Origin of the sequence: Chryseobacterium sp. CBo1, from assembly GCF_001693475.1 — a bacterium.
Lineage (GTDB): Bacteria > Bacteroidota > Bacteroidia > Flavobacteriales > Weeksellaceae > Chryseobacterium > Chryseobacterium formosense.
The window spans coordinates 45,240-69,622 of sequence record NZ_MAUH01000012.1 but is presented as its reverse complement, the minus strand read 5'-3'; the positions used below and the strand labels follow the sequence as shown (position 1 = coordinate 69,622).

The window sequence follows — 24,383 nt, the reverse complement described above, 5'->3', positions numbered from 1 at the left end:
AACACATGAGAAAAATAATTCTATTTAAATTTATAACTCTTGTCTCATTTATTTATGGACAGGATATTAGAACTGAAATAAAGGAAATTGTTCCTCCTTCTCCTTCTGTATCTTCTTTAATGAAGTTTGAAGAGATACCAGTTAGTAACTATACTGGAATTCCTGATGTATCCATACCAATGATGACTTTACCTACAATTTCTAAAGACCTTACTATCAACTTAAGCTTAAAATACCATCCTTCAAGTATTGCAGCAGACGAAGTTTCAAGTGATGTAGGGCTAGGTTGGAATTTTATTCATGGCGGAAGTGTTGCGAGAACCGTTAGGGGGCATGTCGATGAACTGAGAGATATTAATTACTCTACAGAAAGTAAAAAAAAGATTGGTATATATCATACGGATCTTAACACTTACTATCAGTTTAGTGATAATGTCCTTAATACACATAAAACTTACTATAATCCAAATTTAAACTCCTCTCTTTATAATTTAGGAAACAAGTTTATATGGACAGCGAGCAGAACCGGGATTTTTGATACTGAGCATGATGTTTGGCAGTTTAATTTTATGGGGAATTCAGGGAGATTTTATATAAAGAAGAATCAGAGTCAAAATACACTTGAAGTAGTGCCATTAGATAATTATATTGTAAAAATCATCAATAACTATAATCCGACAACGTATGCCCCAGAAGGATTTGTGATATACGATGATAAGGGATTTAAATATGTTTTTAATGTTACTGAAACTTCCCATCATTTCGGAAACAGCAGAACCACCACATATAAAAACGATGGAAATGGGATTCCAATACTTGCTGATCATGATAGTTTTTATGATAATAAGGAATTTACGAGTGCTTTTCATCTTTCACAAATTTTTGACAACAATAATCAGGAGGTTGTAAATTTTCAATATCAGGACAGACCTTTAGCAACTGGTCCTGATTCTTATATTGAATCCCGGATAATTTCAAATATTACTAGACATGAGTATACAGTTGGTGGTATAGCTGAATATTACAGGGATTTTAATTATTGTAATGACTTACCACCAGTACAAGTAATCAGTAATTTACATACTAATGTGCAGGTGAAAAAAATTAAAACCATTAATGTCATTAACCACGCGAAGATAGAATTTCAATTTCTTCAAGGAAGAGAAGATTCTAATATCCAACTAAAAAACAGGGCTCCCTATCTTAAATCTGTGATTATAAAAGACTGGTATGGAAAGCAACTAAAGAAGTTTAGTTTTACACAGGACTATTCGGAGGTTCTTCATAAACGGATGTTTTTAAAGAAAATCGAAGAGTTTGACTCGCAGGATAATTTAGTTGGAAATTATCAGCTAGATTATAAAGAGTTTACAAATACAGGAGGGTATACTGCTGGAAAGGATCGGTGGGGTTTTTTTAATTTACAAGGTTGTGATGCTCAGGCAGACAAGCGAACAACAACACCAAACTTTTGTGATACCAATGTTTTGCAAAAGATTAAATATCCTACCGGAGGCTCCGCTATTTTTGAATATGAATCTAATCAGTTTTCGTTTATTGGAGATCAACTTATACCTAGTACTCCCGAAAATATAAGTTATAGTTTTAGAAATTCCAGAACTCTATATTTTACGCCTACAAATAATTCATACAATTTTCCTGTAAGTACTGTAAACCGAAAAGTGACATTCTATCCCAATATTGTAGATTCCCAAGGGGTGAATATTGCTCTAAATCTCGCTAAGCAGGATAGTAATGGCATTTGGATCCCGGTAGGTAACATATCTTGTCCTTTGGTTGACCCATACTGTTGTATAAATATTATTTTAGAAAAAGGTGTATTGTATAAGCTTCTCTGGAATGATTTTAATTATCCAAACCACAATAGTACGGGATCAATAAACTTTGATATTTTTGATGAAGCAGGCGATTCTAAATTCATGTATGGCGGAGGAATAAGAATAAAAAAAATAAACTATTTTGACCAAAATATTGCTCTGTCTGATTATTTCTCAAATCCAAATTTGTCTCCTGCTAAACAAAAAGAATTTTCTTATCAGTTAAGTAGTTCTACAGACTATAGCAGTGGCTCTTTAGTTGGACCGATACCTCAATTTGATTATCAGCTCCCTTTTAGCACCCAAATTCTTTTTGCTCCGTATGGTGGCAGTGCGGTTTGTAACGGAACTGGAAATGAAATGTCTCATTCCGCAACATTAGTATCTTCCGACAGCAACTTTACTATTTTACAAACTCATGGAGGGAATGTAGGTTACAAAAACGTGACAGTTAAGGAAAAAGAAAAAGGAAAAATTTTATATACTTACACCAATCCTACAGATTATTTTGCAGACTTTTCTAATTTTGGCGGACCTCCTTTTGTAAAACCGAAAGACTATGATTTTAAAAGAGGGTTACTTATCAATGAAATTGCTTTAAACAATATTGGAGACAAATTATATGAAATTAATAACTTATATAATTTTGAAGAGAAAGAGGAGTATTTAGGAATAAGGTTTTCTAAACCTTCTAATGTATACAATGGATCTAGCCCTAATTATGCATCAGATTACACAGAATACCTTACTCTTTTGACAAATACTTGTTTGTCATGTGATTCAAATCACACTACACCCATAAACTTTTTAGGCGGATTACCACTTGATATAACCACTCCAAACTACATTCCTGTTCCTGTTTTTGAGACCTATGGCTGGGCAAAGTTAGCATCAAAGCAAACTAAGGATTATTTTTACAAGAATGGAATTCAGACCGTTGTACAAAAAAATGAATTGTTTGAATATAATCCGATTAATAAAAAAATATCTTCATATACTACAAATACCGAAGATGGAACAGAATTAAAATCTCTATATTTTTATCATACTGGAAATTCTGCTTACTCCCAAAATAGAATTTCTGAAATAGAGAAGATTGAAAGTTTTAAAGATGGCAAATTAATAGAAACTAAGAAAATCAATTATACAAATAATTGGAACGGTAATATATCCTATCTTCCGAATCAGATACAATCTTCTCTAGGGAACGCAGCTTTAGAAACTAAGGTGACTTACAACCAGTATGATAGCAAGGGTAACCTGTTGCAGTATACGACGAAGGATGGAATAGTGGTCTCAATAATCTGGGGATATAACGGTACCCAGCCCATTGCGAAGGTGGCTAATTATCCCTATTCTGCGGTGATTGCTTTGGCATCATCGATAGTGAGTGCTTCGGATCAGGATGCTGTTAACCCTTCAAATGAAGCAAACCTGATTGCTCAGCTTAACGCTTTCAGACAGCTTTCGGATTTATCTGAAGCTCAGATCACGACATATACGTATGATCCTTTGATCGGGGTAACAAGTATCACTCCGCCCTCCGGTATCCGAGAGGTTTACCTTTATGATGCGGCGAACCGCTTAAAGGAGATCAGGGAGAATAGTGCATCGGGTAAGATCTTAAAAGAGTTCAAGTACAACTACAAGCAATAAAACCAAACCATGAAAAAAATAATCATACCTATCAGTGCTTTGTTTGTAGCCGGGTTTTCCCATGCACAGACCTTGAACTTAAGCACGAATGAAAACTACGTTTATACGAAAACATATTTGACCGACCCTACAGGGCCTACGCCCAAAAGCGTGGAAAGCGTACAGTACCTTGACGGCCTGGGCAGACCCAAGCAGGCAGTAAACATCAAGGCTTCCCCGCTGGGGCGGGATGTTGTTCTGCATTTTACCTATGACCAGTACGGAAGGCAGGCTATGGATTACCTTCCTGTACCCCAAAGCGGGACAGGGAACGGGGCTATTGTAACGAGCCCTTTGACCAATGCCACTCAGGCAGATATTTACGGCTCAGAGATAATATTTTCCAAGAAAGAGTTTGAATCTTCGCCCCTGGACAGGGTGCTTGAGCAAAGACAGGTTGGTACGGCCTGGAGCAGCAAACCTGTAAAGTTCGACTATGAAGCCAATGAAAACGGAGAAGTTAAAAAATATGTGGCAACATTTGATTACGCCAGCTTCAGTTCTGTAATAACATTGTCTCCGACTCCTTATGGAGCGGGTCAGCTGTATAAGAATACGGTAACTGACGAAGACGGCAATAAGACGATAGAGTTCAAGAACGGCCAGGGGCAGGTTGTCCTGGTAAGGAAAATGCTTGATGCAACGACGGAAGCAGATACGTATTATGTTTATAACGACTACAACCAATTGGCATATGTCATCCCGCCATTGGCAGTGGCAGCGAACGCTGTCGATACAACGACTTTGAACAACCTGTGCTACCAGTACAAATACGACAGCCGTAACCGCTTGGTTGAGAAGAAGCTTCCGGGCAAGGGCTGGGAGTTTATGGTTTACGATAAGCAGGATCGTCTGGTTGGATCACAAGATTCCAACCTTGCAGGAAAAGGGCAGTGGCTTTTCACAAAGTATGACCGTTTCGGGCGGGTTGCCTTCACAGGGATCAGCACGGGTGGAGACCGCCTGACAGAGCAGGCGGATGCTGATTTGAAGGGTAGCAACAATATGAACCGTATTGAGAGCTCAGGTTTTATGCATGAGGGGATGGAGGTTTTTTACTCGGGCAGGGCTTACCCATCGGATTCCAAGTACGTAAAGATTTTGAGCATCAACTACTATGATACGTATGCATCCTACAGCTTCAATCCGGCTTTCCCTTCCACGGTTTTCGGTGTGGCTGTGATCAGTGACAACAGCACGGGCAACAGCGTAAGCACCAAAAGCCTGCCTGTCATGACGCTGATCAAAAACATTGAGGATGACAACTGGACGAAGAACTACACGTGGTACGATTCCAGGGGGAGGGCTTTAGCCACGCATTCGGTCAACTATATGGGAGGCTATACGAAGACAGAATCTGAGCTTGATTTTTCGGGTACTCCACAAACGGTAGTCACCAGGCACAAGAGGTTGAATACCGATACGGAAAGAGTAATTATGGAGAACTTTACGTATGACCACCAGAACAGGTTATTGACCCATACGCACCAGGTTGACGGCAATGCTGTGGAATATTTGGCCCAGAACAAATACAATGAGCTTTCCCAGCTTGAAAGCAAGAAAGTGGGAGGGATCAGTGCAGGCTCCCCGTTGCAGACGGTCGACTATACGTATAACATCAGGGGCTGGATGACTAAGATCAACAACCCTAACGATCTAAGCGGAGGGGACCTTTTCGGGTATGAGATCAAATACAACAATCCTGAGAACACAGGTATTACCACAGGAAGGTTTAACGGCAATATTGCAGAGATTGACTGGAAGACATCAACAGTGGTTAACGACAGCAAAAGAAGGTATTCATACGTTTATGACGGGTTGAACCGATTGTCGCAGGGCATTTATACAGAGCCGGGCTCTTCGATACTTAACAATAATAACTATAATGAGTACCTGACGTACGACCTTAATGGAAACATTAAGACGCTTCAAAGGTATTCCAAGCCTACAACAGGAATTACAGCCGAGCAGATTGACGATTTGGTTTATAACTACACGGGCAACAGGTTGAACCAGATCACACTTCCACCGGGGGTGTCGAACAACTATTCGGGTTATAATGCAGCGGGCGGTACTTTTGGATATGATTCGAATGGGAATATGACAGCTCATGGAGACAAGGGACTCGGATCAATAGGGTATAACCACCTGAGTCTTCCTAATACTTTAACTGTTGGCTCTGGAATTAAAAAATCTCAGGTAAACTATGTGTATAGAGCTGATGGAACTAAGCTGATGAAAACTACTGGCGGTGGAGCTTCTCTTTCGGGTTCAACGACAGATTATCTTGACGGATTTCAATATTTGTTTAACAATGATTTTATCATATGTATAGGTTGTCCGGCTCCTACTATAGGCCCTGAATTACAATTTGTACCCACTTCAGAAGGCTATTATGATTTTGTAAAAAATAAGTATATTTACAATTACGCAGACCATTTGGGAAATACAAGATTGAGTTATTTCCACAATGGCAGCAGCATAGAGGTTCTTGAGGAAAACAACTATTATCCTTTCGGGTTGAAGCATGAAGGATATAACCAATTGTCAGGAAACCCGGGTTACCAGTACAAGTACAATGGTAAGGAGCTTCAGAATGAGACAGGGATGTATGACTACGGAGCAAGGTTTTATATGCCGGATATTGGTAGATGGGGCGTTGTAGATCAGTTGGCGGAGAAGATGACAAGACACAGTCCTTACAACTATGCATTTAATAATCCAATCAGGTTTATTGATCCTGATGGAAGACAGGGAACAGATTGGGTTGGAAAAACAGATGCTACTGGAAGTACACAATGGCATTGGGAAGATAAGATAAAGAGTGCTTCGCAAGCTTCTGCCGCTGGTTATGACAGTTATTCTGACGGAAAAACAAATAATACATATACTTCTACTTCCGGATCTGAAGTAACATTAAAAACTGAAGGAAATTGGTCTGAAGATTTTACTAATGTTAATAGAGAAAGGTTAGGTGCTGCTGAAGCAAAAATGTTTGGTAAGTACGCTTCTGGAATTTCAATTACTGGAAGTTATGGAAATACTAATCAAACAATATCTCTTGCTGCTAATTGGGGTACTGGACAATTTAAAATATTTCATACTGCTGGACTAAAAATAGGACCAGAAAGTCCTGGAGATATTGGATTTTCAGTGTTTCAAATGAGTGCATACGGAGAAAAGGATGGAGCAAAGTATACTAATGTTTTTGAGGGAGCCACAGGTTACTCTACAGAATTTTCTGGGTCTTATGTCTTTGGGGGTTCTCACGGTTTTAGTGCAAGCGATAATAGTATTAGTCGTGCTGACTATGGAACTCAGGCTACAAGTTTTAATATTGGAACAGGTTATGACGCAGGGGTTTCAAGGACATACACAACTGATATAACACAAAAAGTTAATAATGCTCCATCAGTAATAGGTAATTGGCTTCGTAAAAACATTAGACATTCTCCTCAATTTGATTAAATATGAAACCTAAAATAAGTTTAATTATATGTTTAATATTTGTTGCCGTTATCTTTATTTTTACAAATCGTATAGATTATGAAGGTAATTCAAAAAGGCTTTCTGAAGAAGAATGTATTTTAGTTGTGGAAACACCTCCTTCGTCTTATACTTCCGACATGTTTAAAGCGAAAGGTTATGATCCTCTAACAAAAAAACCTTGCGAGTGCAATCACTATAATAGGTGGTGGAGTTCATATAAGAATGAAATAGAAGTTGGTGATACTATTGTGAAGAAAAAAGGCGAATTAATTTTCAGTATCCACAAAAAAGATAGTATTATTAGCCATAAGTATAAGCTCTGATAGCAAAAAAATAAAGCGGAAATTTTCCGCTTTATTTTTTTTGTATAATGTCAAAATCAACTCGATAAGAGATTATTTTAATAGTATCATTTTCTTTCTGCATCCTAAAATACTCTTTTGTTTGGGTGGAATCTCTTGTAACTAGATATGAGAGTTCATATTTGGATATAGGATTGGATCCTTTAATTATTTGTGTCCAACTGTTTGTAAGTTCATAGTCTTTTACTTTTCCAAAATCATTATCTGTTTTATCTAGAATTTTTTCAAATCTTTCTTTTCCTACTTCTTGAAAAAACCGATTACTAAATAATTTAAAAACTTTTTCTTTGTTGTTTTGTTGTATTAAAAAATAAAATTTATTAATAACCTTTTGGGCATCCTGTTTATCCGACTCTCTGTTTTCATAAATTTTATCATAACTACAGCCTATAAAAAGAAAAGAAATCAATATTAAAATATACTTTTTCATAACGCAGCAATATTTTTAAATTTTAGAGCCTTTATAAAGCCATCAACTACAGAAAGCAGATGTTCTTTATTTTCGGGATCAAGTTTTTCGATGTCGTTAAAACGGTTGAGCATTGCAGGATCTTTAAAAATGTTCACTTCTTCTGTTTCTCCCAAAAGATAACCCACTGTAGTTCCTAAAATTTTAGCAATATTTTTAGCAACTTCAATAGAAGGAATCATCTCATCACGTTCATACTTCCCGATATCAGAATAAGAAGTATTTAAAATCCCTGCCAAATCTTTTTGGGAAAGGTTTTTAGCTTCTCTGCACTCCCTTAATTTTTTACCGAACGAATTCATTGTTTATGTCTTTTAAGGTATTAAACCACTGTATTTTACTAATAATAAGCAAATATAAATACTTTATAAGGTAAATAAAAATCTAATAATTTTTGCTAAATAGATTTTATAATATATCTTTATACTCAATAAGGTATATGAAACTTTTTTCAAAAAATTTTATTTTATGGAAATCTCCGCAATCAAAGAACGTTTAAGTTTATCCGAAGTCCTGAAGCATTACAATCTTGAGCTTAAAAATAAAATGCTTCATTGTTTTTATCACGATGATAAAACGGCGAGTTTACAGGTAAACCTGGAAAAGAACTTTTATAAATGTCATGCTTGCGGAAAAACCGGAGACCTCGCTCCCGCACGATTTTATCGTGTGGCAGATAAATGAAAAATCCACAGCAATTGCTGTGGATTTTGTGTTATATGATGGATGTTCTGGTTGTATTAGGAAACAGAACTAAAGTGCAGCAATATTTTTAAGTTTAGAAGGTTTTTATAAAAGCATCAATGGTTGCAAATATGTGAACTTTGGTATCGCTCAAGTTCCTGAATGGCTTTCAATTATAAATAAAAGGCGCCAACTGTCTTTAGTTGGAGCCTTTTGGCAGTTGTACCCAGGACCGGGATCGAACCGGTACTCCTAAGAACTGGTGTTTGAGACCAGCGCGTCTACCAATTCCGCCACCTGGGCAAGTGTGTTACCATGTTTGAATCGGTGTGCAAATATAGAAACTTTTTTTAATCTTCAAAAACTTTTTATCAACTTTTCTTTAAAAATTTATTTCCAAACCATCGTAGGCAAGGTGAATTCCGGCTGGAAGTTGTTTATCTTCAATATCATGCAGTCCGAAATGATGACTGATGTGAGTCAGAAATAATTTTTTAGGTTTTAGCTCTTGGTGTAGCTTTATCACATCTGCCAAAATAAAATGGGCAGGATGAGGATCGAATTTACGGATGCAGTTAAGGATTAATACATCTAAATTTTGAAGTTTTTCTTTCTCTGTTTCAGAAATAAAGCCGGCATCAGTGATGTAGGCAAGATTTTTAAACCTGTATCCTAAAGCTGTTATTTTATAATGAATAACCTCGATAGGTGAAATTTCGGTGTTTAATACTTCAAATTTTTCATTTCCGATTTCATGGAGATCAAAGGCTGGAGCTCCCGGATATTTTTCATCTGCAAATGCATAAGGAAAACGTTTTTTTACTTCGTCGGCAACTCTGGGAAGACTGTATAAAGGAATATTTTTTCCGCTTTTGAAAATTAAAGGTCGCATGTCATCTAAACCAATGACATGATCATTATGCTCATGCGTAAGAAGAGTAATGTCAACGCGATTTTCTTTATTGATTAGCATTTGCTGTCTGAAATCCGGTCCGCAGTCGATCAGAATTTTTTTGTGTTCATCGGTAGTAACCATCACCGAAGATCTGAAACGCTGATCCTTGGGATTGGGTGAAGTGCAGACCTCACAAGTGCAACCAATCACGGGAACACCCTGTGAAGTTCCGGTTCCTAAAAATTTCAACTTCATTTTCTTTTGAGGTTGTTTTAATTTTGGTAAATTTACGAAAAATTTAATGTCCTAATGTATCAGAAATTAACTCCTAAACAAAAAGCATTAACAATTAATCTAGATCCTACTATTTATGGTACTTTCGCAGAAATTGGAGCAGGGCAGGAAACTGTTCGACACTTTTTTAGAGCAGGAGGAGCTTCCGGTACAATTGCTAAGGCAATGTCGGCTTACGACAAAGATTTTAGTGATGCCATCTACGGAAAAGAAGTAAAAAACAGGTATGTTACCCAAAACCGACTTCGAAAAATGCTTCGCTATGAAGTTGCCTTGATTGAAGAAAGAATTTCCAGAGACAACAGTCCCGGCAGAAAATATTTCTCTTATGCCAATACGGTTACAACAATCAATTTTGATAAAACGATAAAAGGGCACGGCTGGGTAGGAATTCGTTTTCAAGTGAATGAAAATGAAGATTACAACGAAATCGTTATCCACGTTAAATTTAAGGAAAATGATGCGACCCTACAGCAGGAAACTCTTGGGAATCTAGGGGTAAACCTAATTTTCGGAGCTTATCATTATTATGACAATCCGAGAAGACTGATCGAATCTCTTTACGATGATATTGCAAAAGATAATCTTGAGATCGATATGATTGATTTCAACGGACCAGCTTTTGCTTATGTTGATAACAGACTGATGTCTTTACAGTTGGTGAAAAACGGAATGACAGAAGCGGTAATCTTTAACTCTGAAGGTAACAATATGCTTCCCGCTGATGTTCTTTACAAAAAGAATATTTTTGCGGTAAGAGGAAGTTTCAGACCAGTAACCAAGGTCAATATCGATATGCTTAAAAACGGGATGGATTTGTTCCTGAAAGATGCGATCTGTACTCAGGAAGAAACCGAAGTTTTGATCGAAATTACCATTTCAAATCTTCGTGCAGACGGTGATATTGATGAAAGAGATTTCCTGGATAGAGTAGACGTTCTTGGTAAATTGGGCTACACCGTTATTATTTCAAATTTCTCAGAATATTACAGACTGATCGATTATTTTTCTCATTATACAAACGGCGATATCGGTGTTGCAATGGGGGTAAACAATATGTTGATGGTATTCGATGAGAAATATTATCAGGATCTTTCAGGCGGAATTCTGGAAGCATTCGGTAAATTTTTCAGAAACGGAATGAGGGTTTATCTTTATCCTTACAAAGATCCTGAAACTCACGAGCTTTTAGATTCATCAAACTTAAAAGTAGAAGAAAACCTGAAAGAATTGTATAAATATTTCAAGCTGAACAACCGTATTGTAGATATTACCAACTACAATCCTGAATTTTTGGAAATTTATTCAAGAGAAATTCTAAGAAAAATTGCATGCAACATGAGTGGTTGGGAAAGCCAGCTTCCTGATGGTGTTGGCGAAATGATAAAAGAAAGAGCAATGTTCGGCTTCAAAAACGAACTTTCTCTAAAACAGTTTTCATAAAAATTATTACAATGTCTGAATTAAAAAAAAGACTTTCATCTATTCTCGAAAGTCCCAAACATAATACCGAAGAGAAACTTCAAAAAGTCTGCGCTTTGCTTGATCAGGAGATCTCGTATTTCAACTGGACGGGTTTTTACTTTAAAAACGGAGATAAAGATGAGCTGAAACTGGGTCCTTACGTAGGTGCAGAAACCGATCATACCATTATTCCTTACGGAAAAGGGATTTGTGGTCAGGTTGCAGTTTCCAATGAAACATTTGTTGTTCCGGATGTAAAAGAAGAAAGCAATTATTTAAGCTGTTCAATCGATACGAAAGCAGAAATCGTAGTTCCTATTTTCAAAGACGGACAAAACATTGGTCAGATCGATATTGATTCTCATACCATCAATCCTTTTACGGATGAAGACAGAGAGTTGCTGGAATGGCTTTGTAATGAAGTTTCAAAGATTTTGTAGTCTTATTTAAATTAAAATATAAACTCCGATTTTTTTAGTCGGAGTTTTTTTGTTTAAACTATCAATAGGAACGGGCTTTAGCCCGTTTAATAATTAAAAAATCATCTGGCTTTAGCCAAAACTTAATTACTGAACTCTGAAATCAATTCTTTAAAATAATTTTCACACTTCGCGATATGCGTTCCGTACCAGGAAAATGCTTCTCCGTCAACGATTATTATTTTTTTATCAGGATAAATTGCTTTAAGTTCTGCAATATGTTTTTCTCTAAACGGAAAAGGCTCCGAAGAAAGCATGATGGCATCAGCTTCGGCTAAATCTTCAGCTGTAATTTCAGGATAACGGGTTTGATTTTTAAATATATTTTCAAAACCAATTTCGCTTAAAACATGATGAATAAAAGTATCTGAGCCAACGGTCATATAAGGTTTGTTCCAGATCAGGTAAGCGACTTTTACGGTAGAATTTATTTGGGTTTGATTGAAAATTTCGTAGATTTTCAGATTGAAAGCCTGAGCTTTTTCTTCTTTATTAAAAAGTAATCCTAAGTTTTTAAGCAGATAATAATTGTCTTCAATGGTTTCAGTGTTGCTTACAACAACTTTAAAATTATTCATTAAATCCTCGACCTGCTCTTTTACATTTTCTTCTTTATTAGCGAGAATTAAGTCAGGTTTTAAACGCTTAATTTTTTCAAGGTTAAGATTTTTTGTCCCACCGATAATCTCAATTTTTTTTACTTTTTCTGAAGGATGGATGCAGAATTTTGTTCTTCCTACAATTTCATTTTCCGTTAAACCTAAATCAAATAAAGCTTCCGTAATAGAAGGTACTAATGATACAACTCGCATAAAATTTTAGACTTTGCCTAAAATTACAAAAGTTTTCCGGTTAAGAACATTGCTGCGATGGTAAAATAGATGATTAGTCCGGTTACGTCAACCAAAGTTGCTACAAATGGAGCGGAAGAAGTTGCAGGATCGAGATTGAATTTTTTAAGAATAAACGGAACCATGGAACCTGAAATAGTTCCCCAAAGTACAATCATAGCCAAAGAAATTCCGGCACTTATTCCGATGAAAAACCAGTAATCCCCATAATCGAACCAACCGAGTTTATGCCAGATCATAATTCTGAAAAAGCCGATAATTCCTAGGAAAGTTCCCAGAACCAATCCGGTAACTATTTCTTTTTTCATGACCGTCCACCAATCTTTCAAAGTGATTTCCTGTAATGCCATCGCACGGATTATCAACGTTGCGGCCTGTGAACCGGAATTTCCGCCACTCGAAATAATTAGAGGGATAAATAGTGCCAAAACAACCGCTTTCTCGATTTCATTTTCATAAAATCCCATTACAGATGCGGTAATCAATTGTAAAAAGAAAAGTACGATCAGCCAAAGTCCGCGCTTTTTGATCATCTCAAACCAATGAGTCTGAATATACGGATCGTCAAGTGCTTCAACACCCCCGAATTTCTGAATATCTTCTGTGTTTTGAGATTCAATTTGATCTAAAATATCATCAATGGTTACAATTCCCACCAAAACTCCGGCTTCTGTAATGATTGGAAGAGCAGTTCGGTCATATTTTTCGAAATAAGTAACCGCATCTTCTTTTGATGTTGTCGTAGTAATTGCAACAAAATGATTGTCGGTAAGATCGGAAACCAAAGTGTCTTCTTCCACCAAAAGCAAACTACCCAAAGGTAAATCGTCAATCAGGCGGTTTCTCTCATCAACTACATAAAGGTGATTGATGGTTTCTACTTTTTTACCGACTTTTTTTATCTGCTGAAGACATCTTTTTACCGTCCATTCTTTACGGATCTGTATGTAATAAGGAGTCATCAGACGGGCGATCGAATCTGAGTTGTACCCTAAAAGTTTTAAGGCAATTCTTCTTTCCTGCGGATTGAGATGATTAATGGAGTATTTGATCAGTTCATCCGGGAAATCTTCAAACAGAGCCGTTCTGTCATCGGGAGTCATGGCGTTCAGGATTTCTGAGACTTCATCGCTTCCGATGCTTCGTATGGTTTCTTCCTGGAAATCAGGATCTAAATGCGAAAAAACATCCGCTTTGTACTGCTTCGGAACTTTCAGAAAAGCCAGTAACCTTTCATCAGCGGGAAGTTCACTGAGTCTTTCGGCAATATCGGCTGGATTAAAGATAAGTTCGTCTGTAGAATTCAAAACGTGAGATTTTTGCTATGCAAAAATAATTTAAATTTTTAGAATAGGAGAACGATACGCTAAATTTAAGGTTTTATTAAAGTTTAGAAACCGGCTTCTGTAGAGGGTTTTATTTTTCTTAACTGCTTGAGAATCGATTTTATAGCACCATTGGTTCCTATTTTTATCGAGTTTTCAGCTGAACCCAAAAGACGCATGTTTTTACGGTAAGTATCGTAATCTGAAGAGGTGATCAGATTTCCTTCTGCATCGAAAAGTTTCATACTGACAATAACCTGATTAGAAAAAACATATTTCCCCAGACCGACTTTGAAATATTTCACTTTGGGAACAATGGCAAAATCAGCATCGTTATTTTTGCAATATTCACTGATGGTTTTGGCATCAATACTATCATAAGAAACCTGAACTTCAGATCTCAGCATTTTATTTTTACGGAATGTACTGATGTTATCAGAAACAGCACTGAAGAATGCGTGATTGGTAGGTTCTTTTATTTCTTCAACCTCTGGCTCAACTTCTGGATTAAAATACAGAACTTTTTTTATGTTATCATGGGAGGTGTTTTTCTGAGCATTTACAGAAGAAATACTGATGATAAATACAGAAGAAATAAGCGTATAAAATAAAAAATTTTTCATCTTTTTTGTCGGCTGTAAAATTACTGTCTTTTAACGGGATGGCATAATTTTTTTAAGAATTATTTAACATATTTTTCTATTCAATTTAATAAATGAAATCAATAATGTTTCCAAACTCTTTGATTTTAAGGATTTTTTATTTTTTTTATCTCTTTATTTTTTTTAATTAAAATTGATCTTAATGATTGTAATATTTAATTCCGACTTAAATTTTGCGGAGTTAAAAAAATAGTCGTACTTTTGCACCCGTTACATAATAATCATTAAACAATATTGGAATGTACTTAACAACAGAAAAAAAAGCAGAAATTTTCGCAAAGCACGGTAAATCTGCACAAGACACAGGAAGCGCTGAAGGACAGGTTGCTCTATTCACTTACAGAATTAACCACTTATCTCAGCATTTGAAGGCTAATCGTCACGATTTCAACACTGAGAGATCTTTGGTGAAATTGGTAGGTAAGAGAAAAAGCTTATTAGATTATCTTAAGAAAAAAGATATTACAAGATACAGAGCAATTATTGCTGAACTTGGTCTAAGAAAATAATCTTTGGATTCCAAAAAAACAGAAGCAACTTCGAAAGAGGTTGCTTTTTTTGTTTAATAATCTGAAAACTTGGCATTAAAACGTGGTATTCTTTGCAGAAATCGTTTAAATTTGCTTCTTTCAAAATTTAATCTACTGATTTGAAACAGATTTATCTCTATATTCTTCTTTTTGTTTCTGGATTTTACAATTCTCAGAACTCGGATACCATTTCAAGGTCGAATCTTCAGACTTCTGTAAGTATGCAGTTCGGAAAATTTTTAGGAACGAATGATTATTTGAAAACGCTTACCCATAGAGAGTTTGTCGGTGCTTCTGCCGAACTTACGGTACAGACTGATGGAAGTAAAGAATGGCACAGAAGATTCGGAAGACCTTATTACGGCGGCGGAATCGTAGCATTTGATTATCTTAAAAACCGGGATATGGGAAGTCCGTTTGCTGTTTATGGAACTTTTGGTGGAACTATTAAAGAAACACCGACCTATTCCTGGAATTATGAGACAAGTGGCGGTTTTGCTTTTAACTGGACGCCTTTTTACCAGGAAAAAGGCTATCTCAATCAGACTTTTGGCTCTTCAGTGAGTATTTATATTAATTTCGGAGTCAATTATAAATATTACTTGGGAAAACATTTTGACTTAGGGTTAGGTTTAAATTTCAATCATTTCTCAAACGGCGCGCTTAAACTTCCAAATAAAGGAATGAATACCTTTTCTCCAAAATTATCATTGACTTATCATTTTGATGAAAGACAATTCGCACCACATGATTCTTTGTCGACATTTGATAAATATTCTACTTTGGATGTAAATGTCTTTGGCGGAGTTAGGCATTCTATATTCTACGGAAAAGATGAAGGTTTTACTTATGATGATGTTGATTTAATTGATAAATTTAAAGGAAGATATTATCAGAATTGGGGGCTGGAAACTGTTTATCACAGGCAAATAACTTATAAATCCTCATTGGGATTAGGAATTGGTGTGATGTATGACGAAGATTATAACCATAGATTTTACCAGGATGAAACAGGGGCAATTCAGGTGGCAAAAAGATTTAAACATGATAATCTTTTATTGAATATTTTTCCGTCATATCGTCTTACGATTTCGAGATTTGCTATTCACCTGCAGCCGGGATTTTATTTGTTTAAAAAATCCATCGATAAACGTTATGATAAAACCATATTTTATCAGAGAGTTGGTTTTCAGTATACCATAGGTAAGAACCTGTTGATTGGGATTGGTCTTCGTTCATTCCTGTTTCACAAAGCTGATTATATTGAATGGAGATTGGGTTACCGAATTTTTAATAAGAAAAATTCATAAAAAATGAATGTAAGGTGCTAAAATATAAGCTAAATTACTTTCATCATACTATTTAAAACAAAAACACTAAATTTGCATCACATTTAGACGAAATATCAATAATTAAAGTGCTCAATACGGAGCGCAACACAAACAATTTATGAGTGCACCTCAAGCAATTACAGAGTTGATTACTCTTGCAGACGGCAGAGAAATCACAATCGAAACAGGGAAGCTGGCAAAACAAGCTGACGGATCTGTAGTAGTAAAAATGGGCGGAACAATGCTTTTAGCAACAGTTGTAGCCAACAAAGAAGCCAATCCTGGTGTAGATTTTCTACCGTTAACAGTTGATTACAGAGAAAAATTCTATGCAGGCGGTAAAATCCCCGGAAACTTTTTCAGAAGAGAAGCTCGTCCTTCAGACCAAGAAATTCTTACAATGCGTTTGGTAGACCGAGTTTTGAGACCTTTGTTCCCTGAAGATTTCCACGCGGAAGTTCAGGTAATGATTTCATTAATTTCTTATGACGGACAGTCGATTCCTGATGATTTGGCAGGTCTTGCGGCGTCTTCAGCGATTGCAATTACCGATATTCCTTTCAACGGACCAATGTCTGAAGTGAGAGTGGTAAGAATCAATGGAGAGCTTTCTATTAATCCTAAATTCGAAGATCTTAAAAATTCTGACCTTGATATTATGGTTGGAGCAACGAAAGATTCTATCGTAATGGTGGAAGGTGAAATGAAAGAAATCACAGAAGCAGAAATGCTTGAAGCGATTACTTTTGCTCACGAAGAAATCAAAAAACAAGTAGAAGCTCAGGAGAGATTAGCTGAAAAAGTTGGAAAATCATTCCCAAAAAGAGAATACAACCACGAAAATCACGATGAAGCCATTCGTGAGAAAGTTTGGAAAGAAACTTACGATAAAGTATACGAAGTAGCTAAAACTCCTTCAAGCAAAGAAGAAAGAGGCGAGAAATTCAAAGCGGTACGTGATGAATTTTTAGCTCAATATGTTGAAAATGCAGAAGAACTTGAAAGAGTAACACCTTTCGTAAAAGTATATTACCACGATGTGGAAAAAGAGGCGATGCGTCAGATGATTATCAATGATAAAATTCGTCTTGACGGTCGTGATCCTGAAACAATCCGTCCGATCTGGAGCGAAATTGACTATTTACCGGGAGCTCACGGTTCTGCAATCTTTACAAGAGGAGAGACTCAGTCTCTTACAGCTGTAACTTTAGGTTCGGTAAAAGATGCAAACATGGTAGACAGCGTAATGGTAAACTATGACGAAAGATTCTTCTTACATTATAACTTCCCACCATTCTCAACAGGTGAGGCACGTCCTTTGAGAGGAACTTCAAGAAGAGAGGTTGGTCACGGTAACTTAGCTCAAAGAGCTTTGGCAAATATGATTCCTGAAGAAAATCCTTATACCATCCGTATCGTTTCTGATATCCTTGAATCTAATGGTTCATCTTCTATGGCGACTGTTTGTGCAGGAACTTTAGCATTGATGGATGCAGGTATTCAGATTACGAAGCCGGTTTCAGGTATTGCAATGGGATTGGTAACTGATGTTAAAACAGGAAAATTTACGGTACTTTCTGATATTTTAGGAGATGAAGATCACTTAGGTGATATGGACTTTAAAGTAACAGGAACTGCAGACGGAATCACAGCTTGTCAGATGGATATCAAAATCCAGGGACTTTCTATGGATATTATGGAGAAAGCGCTTCTTCAGGCAAGAAACGGAAGACTTCATATTTTAGATAAAATCACTGAAACAATTGCTGCTCCAAGAGAAGATGTGAAACCTCATGCTCCGAAAATGGTGATGATGGAAATCCCTAAAGATTTCATCGGTGCTGTAATCGGACCTGGTGGAAAAATCATTCAGCAGATGCAGAAAGACACCGATACTGTTATCGCAATTGAAGAAGTTGGCGAAATTGGTAGAATCGAGATTTCTGGTGTTAGCAGAGAAAAAATCAACGAGGCGATTGCGAAAATCAACGAAATTACTTTCGTACCTGTTGTAGGTGAAGTTTACCAAGGTAAAGTTGTAAAAGTAATGGATTTCGGAGCTTTCGTAGCGATTGCTAAAGGTACTGAAGGACTTCTTCATATCTCTGAAATCGAATGGGCTCGTCTTGACAAAGTTCCTTATAAAGAAGGAGACGAAGTTGAGGTGAAATTCATGGGTTACGATGATCGTAAGAAAATGAAGCTTTCAAGAAAAGTTTTGTTGCCAAGACCACCAAGACCGGAGAAAAAAGAAGGGGAGCAGAGAGGTCCAAGACCAGAAGGTCAAAACAGACCGGAGAGACCTGCGAGACCAGAAGGAAAAGTAAATCCTGAAGGACAAGATCAGCCGGGAGAACACAAGCCTTTGAACGAACCACAAGATCAATAATCTTATAAATATTAAAACCACCGAATTTCGGTGGTTTTTTTGTTTTTGATCAGTGTATATAATGCTGTAGTTAATTTTTTTAAGTATAAAAAAGCTATTGTTTGAGAAGATGGTGGTTAATCAAACCTAAAAAAGAAATACACGACCGCTGCCCATTCTTTTTTAATGCCTTTTGCATAGCCAATCGTACTGCGGCTACTGTTTTCAACCGTTCCATCATCTTTGATATAACCGATCGTTGAACGGCTGCTGTTTTCTACCGTTCCGTCTTTTTTTACGTAACCTACCGTCGAACGACTTTGATTTTCGATAGTGCCGTCATCTTTTATATAGCCAATAGTGCTTCGACTTTTATTCTCAATGGTTCCGTCATTTTTAATGTAACCTACCGTTGAACGGCTGCTGTTTTCTATTGTGCCATCGTTTTGAATATATCCTGTGGTGCTGCGATTTCCGGATTCAATAGTTTGGGCAGCAAGGAGGGAAAGGTTTAAAAGTAGAGAGAAAATGAATAGTGTTTTTTTCATCGCTTGTTGTTTTAATATTTTAAAAATGGATGAGTAATTACAAGTTTAATTTATGATATCAGATAAAGAAATTTATAAGCCCTAATTTATAAAATTAATAACTTTTAAGAATATATTTAAAAATAAAACCGCAAGAAACAATCATGCGGTAATATTGTGACATTATCCATTCCCCGCTCTCTGCTTCAAATCATCCGCACCACCGGTTCTTCTTGGCTGTCCGTTTTTGGATGAGCCGAAATTATAAGTATAAGAAAGGGTAACAACACGGGTATCTCTTCTTACAACAAAATTTTCGATGTAGTTGGAGTAGATGTTTTCGGCTTCAGGATTGCTTTTGAAGAAAATATCATTGAAAGAGAATTTCAAAGTACTGTTTTTAAATTTCTTCTGAGCACCGATGTTCAAAGACCAGATAGGTTTCAGATGCATATACGCATAAATCTGTTTTGCCTGATAATTTCCCGATAACTCTGCAGAATATCCGTTTCCGAATTTGAATGAATTGATGCTGTTGATATTAAATGTAAAATTCCCCTGATTTTTGATGTAGGTATCCGAAATATTTCCGGTGTAGGTTCCATAGTAAAAATTGGCATTGTTATTCATATCCCACCATTTGGTTACTTTTACGGGAGCAATTAGATTTAAACCATAATAAGAAGCCGAACTGAGGTTTTCTACCGCCTGAACAACGACGATGTTTCCATTCTCATCGATTGGTTTCAGAACATCGGTAATATTATTCTGTATTTTACTGTAGCTTAATGTGGCAAAATATTTATTACTTAAGCTGTAGGTAAATTCATAATTCATCGTGGTTTGCGGATTTAAATCAGGATTTCCGGCTTGGTAAGTTGTAGGATCAAGATAAAATTTAAAAGGATTCAGCTGTCTGTAAGTCGGTCTTGTAATTCTTCGGCTGAAATTCAGCTCGACCGTATTTTTTTCATTTAAATCATAAGAAAAAACGGCACTCGGAAACAATTGGGTGTAATTCTTTTTATTAATCTGATTGGTAGTTAGCTGATTTCCGGTCACGTTGGTATTTTCAAGTCTTAAACCAAAATTCACTTTGAATTTTTCCCAATTTTTAATCACATTTCCATAGGCTGCATTGATGTTTTCTTCGTAAATAAAATGATTGGTTTTCGACTGGTCTATCACAGATGTTCCAGAACTTGCATCGAAAAACTGAAGGTCGTTGTCTGCTTTTACAAAACTTGTTTTTACTCCGGTTTCCAGTTTCCAGTTGTTGCTGAAGGCTTTGGTAAGGTCGGATTTTGCGGAATAAATATTCAGGTTTCCATCCAAATTTCCTTTTAAAATGTAAGGATTAGGCTGAACAGGCGAAAAGTTTCCGTTCACATCAAAATTTTGAGTATTAAAATTCTGAAGTGATGCATTGGAATAATTGATATAATCCAAATCGGTTGTCAATTCTGAACCCAAAGAATCAATTTTGAATTTATGGTTGAAGTTTAGTGATGCATTTTTCCAGTGGTCACGGTTGTTGCTGGTCGTAACGAAACTTCCTGCAGGCTGATAATTCTGATTTAGAATCTGAGTCTGGTTGGTGCTTGTCGGATCAAATCTGTTGCTCACAAAACCGACTGAAAAACCCAGAATATTTTTATCATTGGCATAATAATCCATCCCGACTTTTGCAATGTGATTGCGGAAATTCATTTTCAGGAAATTATCCTGAACATAAGCGTTGGTAAATGTTCCATTGTCATAAAAGTTTCTGTCGAGCATCAACTGATTGTAAAATTCTCTATAGGCAAAGCTGTAATTGGCAAAAAGATTCACTTTTTTATTTCGATGGTTGATGTTGAAACTGTTGTTATTTTTGATGAATTTTCCCGTTCCCAAAGATGTAGAAAGACTTCCATTGGTTCCTTTTCGCTGGTCTTTTTTTAATTTAACGTTGATAATGGAAGTTCCCGCTGCATCGTATTTTGAAGAAGGATTGGTAATAAACTCAATTTTCTCAACGGTTGAAGATGGAATTCCACGGAGATAGTTAGCCAGATCGGTTCCGGACATCGGGGTATTTTTTCCGTCAATCTGAACGAGAAGATTTCCTTTTCCACGTAGACTGATATTGTCGTTGCTGTCAACATTTACACCCGGAGCTTTTTCAAGAACTTCAAATGCTGAATTTCCGGTGGCGGCAATGCTGTTTTCAACATTAAGGATCATTTTTCCGTCCTGTCTTTCGATGTAAGGTTTGGCTTTGGTAATTGTAACGCCCTCAATTGTTTTTTCATTTAAATGAATTTGTGGGAGATTGATGTTTTCTTTTACTGAAATCGCTTCTGATTTATAAGCTTCAGAACTATTTTTATTGATTTGAACATAATAATTACCGTTTGCAAGATCATTGAATGTGAACTTTCCGTTCTGGTCAGCGAGTTCAGTTTTCACCAGTTTATTTTCTGTATTAAACAAGTTGATTTCTACCTGACTGGCTTTGTCAGATTCTATGCTTCCCGAAAGAGAATAACTTTGAGAAGCGGTTTGTGCAGAAATTTTGTTGCTGAAAAATGACATCAGCAAAACAAAAAGGAATAGGATTAGTCGTGTCATCGTGCTTTATTTTTTTGTATTAATTGTATTTTCTGATATTTTCAGAAGTACGTTGTTCATGATTTGAAGGTCTTCTTTGGAAATACCTTCCAATGCAGTTTTTCTGTTGTCTTCAACAATTTTCTGAACATCTTTAATGATTTTTAAACCTGATTCGGTGACTTCAAGATGAGTTTTCCTTCGATCGTTGGCGTGAACGGTACGAATCACGTATTCCGATTTTACGAGCAGATCAATAATTCTCGTGACCGATGCGTTGTCTTTAAAAACCAGATTTCCAATTTCATTCTGTATGATTTCAGGATTTTCAAGAATCGCTTTAATAATGAGCCACTGGTCGATGGTTATCGTAAAACCATGAAGTTTCAGCTGTCTCTGAGCATAATTTCTATAAGCTCTGATCGCTTTATCGATGTTGTAAAATATAATTGAATCTAACTTTTCCATGATAAAAATTCTAATAATGATTTATCAATTATTGATATATCAATTAATTTGTTGCTGAAATTTTTTATTTGTTACAATTTTTTTTAGAATAATTTGAACCAATTTTAAGCACAAAATTTCAGATTCGTAAGTTGTTGACATTGAAAAAGTTATTGAAATGGCCGATTCCAGAAAAAATTGTCGTATATTTGCAGAAGCAATTAATAGAAAGGTTTTCAGGCTTTTGTTTCAGACACAGCTTAAAACATTTATTTTTTCTCTCAGTTTTCACATTTCAGATGCTTCAGTTTATTCCTCAAAAAATACTTGTGTCGCAATCTTTTATCATTACTGAAAAACAATAGAATACCTTTCTGATTTAATCGGGAAAAGTATTTGGATAGAATGGGATAGATTATCGAAAAGAAATCTTATCTTTAACAATCAGCACGTAACAAATAAATTTTAATATATATATGGCGGATTCTTTCTCTAAAAAAGAAAATTTTAAGAAAAAAGTACAGAAAGCAAAAGAAAAAGCTCAGAAAAGAGAAGAGCGTAAAACAGTCAACAACAAAGGAAAAAGTCTTGATGACATGATCATGTATGTTGATGCAAACGGACAATTGACTTCTACACCTCCTGATAACAGCAATGTTGAAGAATTTGATATCAACAATATCCAGTTGGGTGCGGCTCCTATTGAAGCTGAAGAACTTGTGAAAACAGGAATCATTACTTTTCTAAGCGAAAAAGGATATGGTTTTATTACCGAAGACAGTTCTAAAGAGAACGTTTTCTTCCACACCAACAACGCAACAGAAGTGTTGAAAAAAGGAAACAAAGTTTCTTACGAAAAAGAAAAATCGCCAAAAGGTTTTTCTGCAATCGATATTAAAATCGTGAAATAATTTTTTGTTTTGAACTAAAACAGATTAGAATATCATATAAAAGGCTCCGGATTCGGAGCCTTTGTTTTTTAGTGACTGTAAAGATTTTCTCTTATTTCCACTAAAATTTTTGTGGTTTTCTCTACGTCTGGAAACTCAGGTAATGTAGAAACTGAATGATAATGTTTAATTGATTTGATCAGGATTTCGGCTTTTTTCATCACGGCTTCATACGACCAGTTTCCGGCTTTGATGTCTAATAATTCATCACGATTTTCTACTCGAATATTCAAAGAATTTGTTTTGAAAATCTGGTCACAAGACTGCAAAAGACGAATTGTATGCATCATATTTTTGCTGTCGTAGTTCTGTCCGTGGTTTTGATTGACGTTATAACGGTCTTCATTTCGCTCCGAAACCCACTTCCAGTATTCACGGTAATCTTTGCAGTACGTGGAGTAGGCATCGAGATTACAGAATAAATAGGCAACCGGTTTTTCTTCTTTCGGAACTGATGAAACGGAAGCCTGATTGGCTTCTTCGTTCTGGATAATTCCTTTATAACTCAAATCTCCCGATTCGTCGTAGAAAAGCGCAAATATTCCTTTGGTGTTGTCAATACTTACCAAACCGCATTTTTCCTGAACTAAACCACCCCGTCCATCGGACACTCCTCCAAAGGAGGGGAATTCTCGTAGCCATTTTTTCAAAGGAATCGAGCCTTGATTCTGCAAAATATAACAAAAATCGAGAATAGATTTTCTCTCTTTATCAATCGGATTCAGAATCTTCTTGTTGAGTCCTTTTGCCTTTTTGATCTGCGAAATCGCATAACCTGCAAAGGTATCTTTACATAATTTGGAAAGAAAATCTTCAGGTTTCAGCAAATCCATCAACGGATTTTTATGTTGAATACAGTCTTCCGGACTTGCCAGAACTTCCAGAATATTCGGATTGTTTTTCTGCAATAATTCAACCAGTCTTCCGATTTCGTAGTAAGTGATATCGTTCGTTTCATTCGAAATCTGCGGAATATAGTTTAAACCAAAAAAGTCTTCTTTTGGTAAGAAATATACTCCGCGGATGTCTGTATCTGAGTTCTCTGTGGCGAGCCCGAAAGAGCGGCTTCCAGAGATGGTTTCGAAGAGGATGAGGTTGCGGGATTTTATTGATTTTATTTCTAACATATTA

The 24,383-nt window shown here is 36.2% G+C and carries 20 protein-coding genes, 1 tRNA gene and 1 pseudogene; 11 read left to right on the top strand and 11 right to left on the bottom strand.

Annotated elements, in window-relative coordinates; all coding sequences use genetic code 11:
* The first annotated feature begins 5 nt into the window (after window positions 1-5).
* The 4 genes and pseudogenes from BA768_RS08985 to BA768_RS08975 all read left to right on the top strand — a co-directional run bounded on the left by BA768_RS08985 (window position 6) and on the right by BA768_RS08975 (window position 7,345).
* Window positions 6-3,494, top strand: a complete 3,489-nt coding sequence (locus tag BA768_RS08985) for a hypothetical protein (RefSeq protein WP_065720462.1) — start codon at window positions 6-8, stop codon at window positions 3,492-3,494.
* Window positions 3,495-3,503: 9 nt separating this feature from the next.
* Window positions 3,504-3,932, top strand: a pseudogene (locus BA768_RS21460) (DUF6443 domain-containing protein); the annotation flags it as partial.
* A gap of 933 nt (window positions 3,933-4,865) precedes the next feature.
* On the top strand, window positions 4,866-7,001 hold the full coding sequence (locus BA768_RS21455) for an RHS repeat-associated core domain-containing protein (RefSeq protein WP_228388360.1): 2,136 nt from the start codon (window positions 4,866-4,868) through the stop codon (window positions 6,999-7,001).
* A 2-nt stretch (window positions 7,002-7,003) separates the two neighbouring features.
* Entirely contained in the window at window positions 7,004-7,345 is a 342-nt protein-coding gene (locus BA768_RS08975; RefSeq protein ID WP_065720460.1) for a hypothetical protein, read from the top strand.
* Between the two features lie 31 nt (window positions 7,346-7,376).
* Here the strand turns inward: BA768_RS08975 and BA768_RS08970 are convergent, their stop codons facing one another.
* Complete coding sequence (locus BA768_RS08970) at window positions 7,377-7,814, bottom strand: hypothetical protein (RefSeq protein WP_065720459.1); 438 nt, start codon at window positions 7,812-7,814, stop codon at window positions 7,377-7,379.
* Entirely contained in the window at window positions 7,811-8,155 is a 345-nt protein-coding gene (locus tag BA768_RS08965) for a helix-turn-helix domain-containing protein (protein ID WP_065720458.1), read from the bottom strand. The genes BA768_RS08970 and BA768_RS08965 overlap by 4 nt, the downstream gene beginning before the upstream one ends.
* Before the next feature lie 166 nt (window positions 8,156-8,321).
* On the opposite strand from BA768_RS08965, the gene BA768_RS08960 reads away from it, so the two are divergent.
* A complete protein-coding gene (locus BA768_RS08960; RefSeq protein WP_065720457.1) occupies window positions 8,322-8,537 on the top strand; it encodes a CHC2 zinc finger domain-containing protein in 216 nt (71 codons plus the stop codon).
* Between the two features lie 223 nt (window positions 8,538-8,760).
* Here BA768_RS08960 and BA768_RS08955 read toward each other — a convergent pair.
* Together BA768_RS08955 and BA768_RS08950 are read right to left on the bottom strand one after the other, a co-directional pair.
* Window positions 8,761-8,840: transfer RNA gene (locus BA768_RS08955), tRNA-Leu, on the bottom strand.
* A gap of 79 nt (window positions 8,841-8,919) precedes the next feature.
* The gene (locus BA768_RS08950; protein ID WP_034679323.1) at window positions 8,920-9,687 is read right to left on the bottom strand and encodes an MBL fold metallo-hydrolase; all 768 of its coding nucleotides are present in this window, start codon (window positions 9,685-9,687) and stop codon (window positions 8,920-8,922) included.
* Window positions 9,688-9,741: 54 nt separating this feature from the next.
* On the opposite strand from BA768_RS08950, the gene BA768_RS08945 reads away from it, so the two are divergent.
* Both BA768_RS08945 and BA768_RS08940 read left to right on the top strand, forming a co-directional pair.
* Complete coding sequence (locus BA768_RS08945) at window positions 9,742-11,169, top strand: hypothetical protein (protein WP_034679325.1); 1,428 nt, start codon at window positions 9,742-9,744, stop codon at window positions 11,167-11,169.
* A gap of 11 nt (window positions 11,170-11,180) precedes the next feature.
* Window positions 11,181-11,630: a GAF domain-containing protein gene (locus tag BA768_RS08940; protein ID WP_034679326.1), complete on the top strand. Its 450-nt coding sequence runs from the start codon at window positions 11,181-11,183 to the stop codon at window positions 11,628-11,630.
* Between the two features lie 122 nt (window positions 11,631-11,752).
* Here the strand turns inward: BA768_RS08940 and BA768_RS08935 are convergent, their stop codons facing one another.
* The 3 genes from BA768_RS08935 to BA768_RS08925 form a co-directional block, all read right to left on the bottom strand.
* Window positions 11,753-12,481, bottom strand: coding sequence for an ABC transporter substrate-binding protein (locus tag BA768_RS08935; protein WP_065720456.1), 729 nt, complete (start codon window positions 12,479-12,481; stop codon window positions 11,753-11,755).
* Window positions 12,482-12,504: 23 nt separating this feature from the next.
* A complete protein-coding gene (gene mgtE / locus BA768_RS08930) occupies window positions 12,505-13,827 on the bottom strand; it encodes a magnesium transporter (RefSeq protein ID WP_034679328.1) in 1,323 nt (440 codons plus the stop codon).
* Window positions 13,828-13,910: 83 nt separating this feature from the next.
* Window positions 13,911-14,468: a hypothetical protein gene (locus BA768_RS08925; RefSeq protein WP_034679330.1), complete on the bottom strand. Its 558-nt coding sequence runs from the start codon at window positions 14,466-14,468 to the stop codon at window positions 13,911-13,913.
* Window positions 14,469-14,746: 278 nt separating this feature from the next.
* On the opposite strand from BA768_RS08925, the gene rpsO reads away from it, so the two are divergent.
* The 3 genes from rpsO (at window position 14,747) to BA768_RS08910 (ending at window position 18,757) form a co-directional block, all read left to right on the top strand.
* Window positions 14,747-15,016: a 30S ribosomal protein S15 gene (rpsO, locus tag BA768_RS08920; RefSeq protein ID WP_034679332.1), complete on the top strand. Its 270-nt coding sequence runs from the start codon at window positions 14,747-14,749 to the stop codon at window positions 15,014-15,016.
* Between the two features lie 140 nt (window positions 15,017-15,156).
* A complete protein-coding gene (locus BA768_RS08915; RefSeq protein WP_065720455.1) occupies window positions 15,157-16,347 on the top strand; it encodes an acyloxyacyl hydrolase in 1,191 nt (396 codons plus the stop codon).
* A gap of 139 nt (window positions 16,348-16,486) precedes the next feature.
* On the top strand, window positions 16,487-18,757 hold the full coding sequence (locus BA768_RS08910) for a polyribonucleotide nucleotidyltransferase (protein WP_034679336.1): 2,271 nt from the start codon (window positions 16,487-16,489) through the stop codon (window positions 18,755-18,757).
* A 116-nt stretch (window positions 18,758-18,873) separates the two neighbouring features.
* On the opposite strand, the gene BA768_RS08905 is transcribed toward BA768_RS08910, so the two are convergent.
* The 3 genes from BA768_RS08905 to BA768_RS08895 all read right to left on the bottom strand — a co-directional run bounded on the left by BA768_RS08905 (window position 18,874) and on the right by BA768_RS08895 (window position 22,323).
* Window positions 18,874-19,284 carry a 5-fold beta-flower protein gene (locus BA768_RS08905; RefSeq protein WP_065720454.1) on the bottom strand — a complete coding sequence of 137 codons (411 nt, stop codon included), beginning with the start codon at window positions 19,282-19,284 and terminating at the stop codon, window positions 18,874-18,876.
* Window positions 19,285-19,446: 162 nt separating this feature from the next.
* Complete coding sequence (locus BA768_RS08900) at window positions 19,447-21,876, bottom strand: TonB-dependent receptor domain-containing protein (RefSeq protein ID WP_083206615.1); 2,430 nt, start codon at window positions 21,874-21,876, stop codon at window positions 19,447-19,449.
* Between the two features lie 6 nt (window positions 21,877-21,882).
* Entirely contained in the window at window positions 21,883-22,323 is a 441-nt protein-coding gene (locus BA768_RS08895) for a MarR family winged helix-turn-helix transcriptional regulator (RefSeq protein WP_065720452.1), read from the bottom strand.
* A 455-nt stretch (window positions 22,324-22,778) separates the two neighbouring features.
* On the opposite strand from BA768_RS08895, the gene BA768_RS08890 reads away from it, so the two are divergent.
* On the top strand, window positions 22,779-23,213 hold the full coding sequence (locus BA768_RS08890; protein WP_034679342.1) for a cold shock domain-containing protein: 435 nt from the start codon (window positions 22,779-22,781) through the stop codon (window positions 23,211-23,213).
* A 68-nt stretch (window positions 23,214-23,281) separates the two neighbouring features.
* Here the strand turns inward: BA768_RS08890 and BA768_RS08885 are convergent, their stop codons facing one another.
* The gene (locus BA768_RS08885) at window positions 23,282-24,379 is read right to left on the bottom strand and encodes a DNA polymerase beta superfamily protein (RefSeq protein WP_065720451.1); all 1,098 of its coding nucleotides are present in this window, start codon (window positions 24,377-24,379) and stop codon (window positions 23,282-23,284) included.
* Window positions 24,380-24,383 lie beyond the last annotated feature (4 nt).

What these genes read in the sequence shown, in the direction of transcription:
- BA768_RS08975 (WP_065720460.1), top strand. Translation starts at nt 7,004, where the DNA reads ATGAAACCTAAAATAAGTTTAATTATATGTTTAATATTTGTTGCCGTT.
- BA768_RS08935 (WP_065720456.1), bottom strand. Translation starts at nt 12,481, where the DNA reads ATGCGAGTTGTATCATTAGTACCTTCTATTACGGAAGCTTTATTTGAT.
- BA768_RS08965 (WP_065720458.1), bottom strand. Translation starts at nt 8,155, where the DNA reads ATGAATTCGTTCGGTAAAAAATTAAGGGAGTGCAGAGAAGCTAAAAAC.
- BA768_RS21455 (WP_228388360.1), top strand. Translation starts at nt 4,866, where the DNA reads ATGGGAGGCTATACGAAGACAGAATCTGAGCTTGATTTTTCGGGTACT.
- BA768_RS08895 (WP_065720452.1), bottom strand. Translation starts at nt 22,323, where the DNA reads ATGGAAAAGTTAGATTCAATTATATTTTACAACATCGATAAAGCGATC.
- BA768_RS08940 (WP_034679326.1), top strand. Translation starts at nt 11,181, where the DNA reads ATGTCTGAATTAAAAAAAAGACTTTCATCTATTCTCGAAAGTCCCAAA.
- BA768_RS08945 (WP_034679325.1), top strand. Translation starts at nt 9,742, where the DNA reads ATGTATCAGAAATTAACTCCTAAACAAAAAGCATTAACAATTAATCTA.
- BA768_RS08970 (WP_065720459.1), bottom strand. Translation starts at nt 7,814, where the DNA reads ATGAAAAAGTATATTTTAATATTGATTTCTTTTCTTTTTATAGGCTGT.
- BA768_RS08905 (WP_065720454.1), bottom strand. Translation starts at nt 19,284, where the DNA reads ATGAAAAAAACACTATTCATTTTCTCTCTACTTTTAAACCTTTCCCTC.
- BA768_RS08890 (WP_034679342.1), top strand. Translation starts at nt 22,779, where the DNA reads ATGGCGGATTCTTTCTCTAAAAAAGAAAATTTTAAGAAAAAAGTACAG.
- BA768_RS08885 (WP_065720451.1), bottom strand. Translation starts at nt 24,379, where the DNA reads ATGTTAGAAATAAAATCAATAAAATCCCGCAACCTCATCCTCTTCGAA.
- BA768_RS08900 (WP_083206615.1), bottom strand. Translation starts at nt 21,876, where the DNA reads ATGACACGACTAATCCTATTCCTTTTTGTTTTGCTGATGTCATTTTTC.
- rpsO (WP_034679332.1), top strand. Translation starts at nt 14,747, where the DNA reads ATGTACTTAACAACAGAAAAAAAAGCAGAAATTTTCGCAAAGCACGGT.
- BA768_RS08910 (WP_034679336.1), top strand. Translation starts at nt 16,487, where the DNA reads ATGAGTGCACCTCAAGCAATTACAGAGTTGATTACTCTTGCAGACGGC.
- BA768_RS08950 (WP_034679323.1), bottom strand. Translation starts at nt 9,687, where the DNA reads ATGAAGTTGAAATTTTTAGGAACCGGAACTTCACAGGGTGTTCCCGTG.
- BA768_RS08985 (WP_065720462.1), top strand. Translation starts at nt 6, where the DNA reads ATGAGAAAAATAATTCTATTTAAATTTATAACTCTTGTCTCATTTATT.
- BA768_RS08925 (WP_034679330.1), bottom strand. Translation starts at nt 14,468, where the DNA reads ATGAAAAATTTTTTATTTTATACGCTTATTTCTTCTGTATTTATCATC.
- BA768_RS08960 (WP_065720457.1), top strand. Translation starts at nt 8,322, where the DNA reads ATGGAAATCTCCGCAATCAAAGAACGTTTAAGTTTATCCGAAGTCCTG.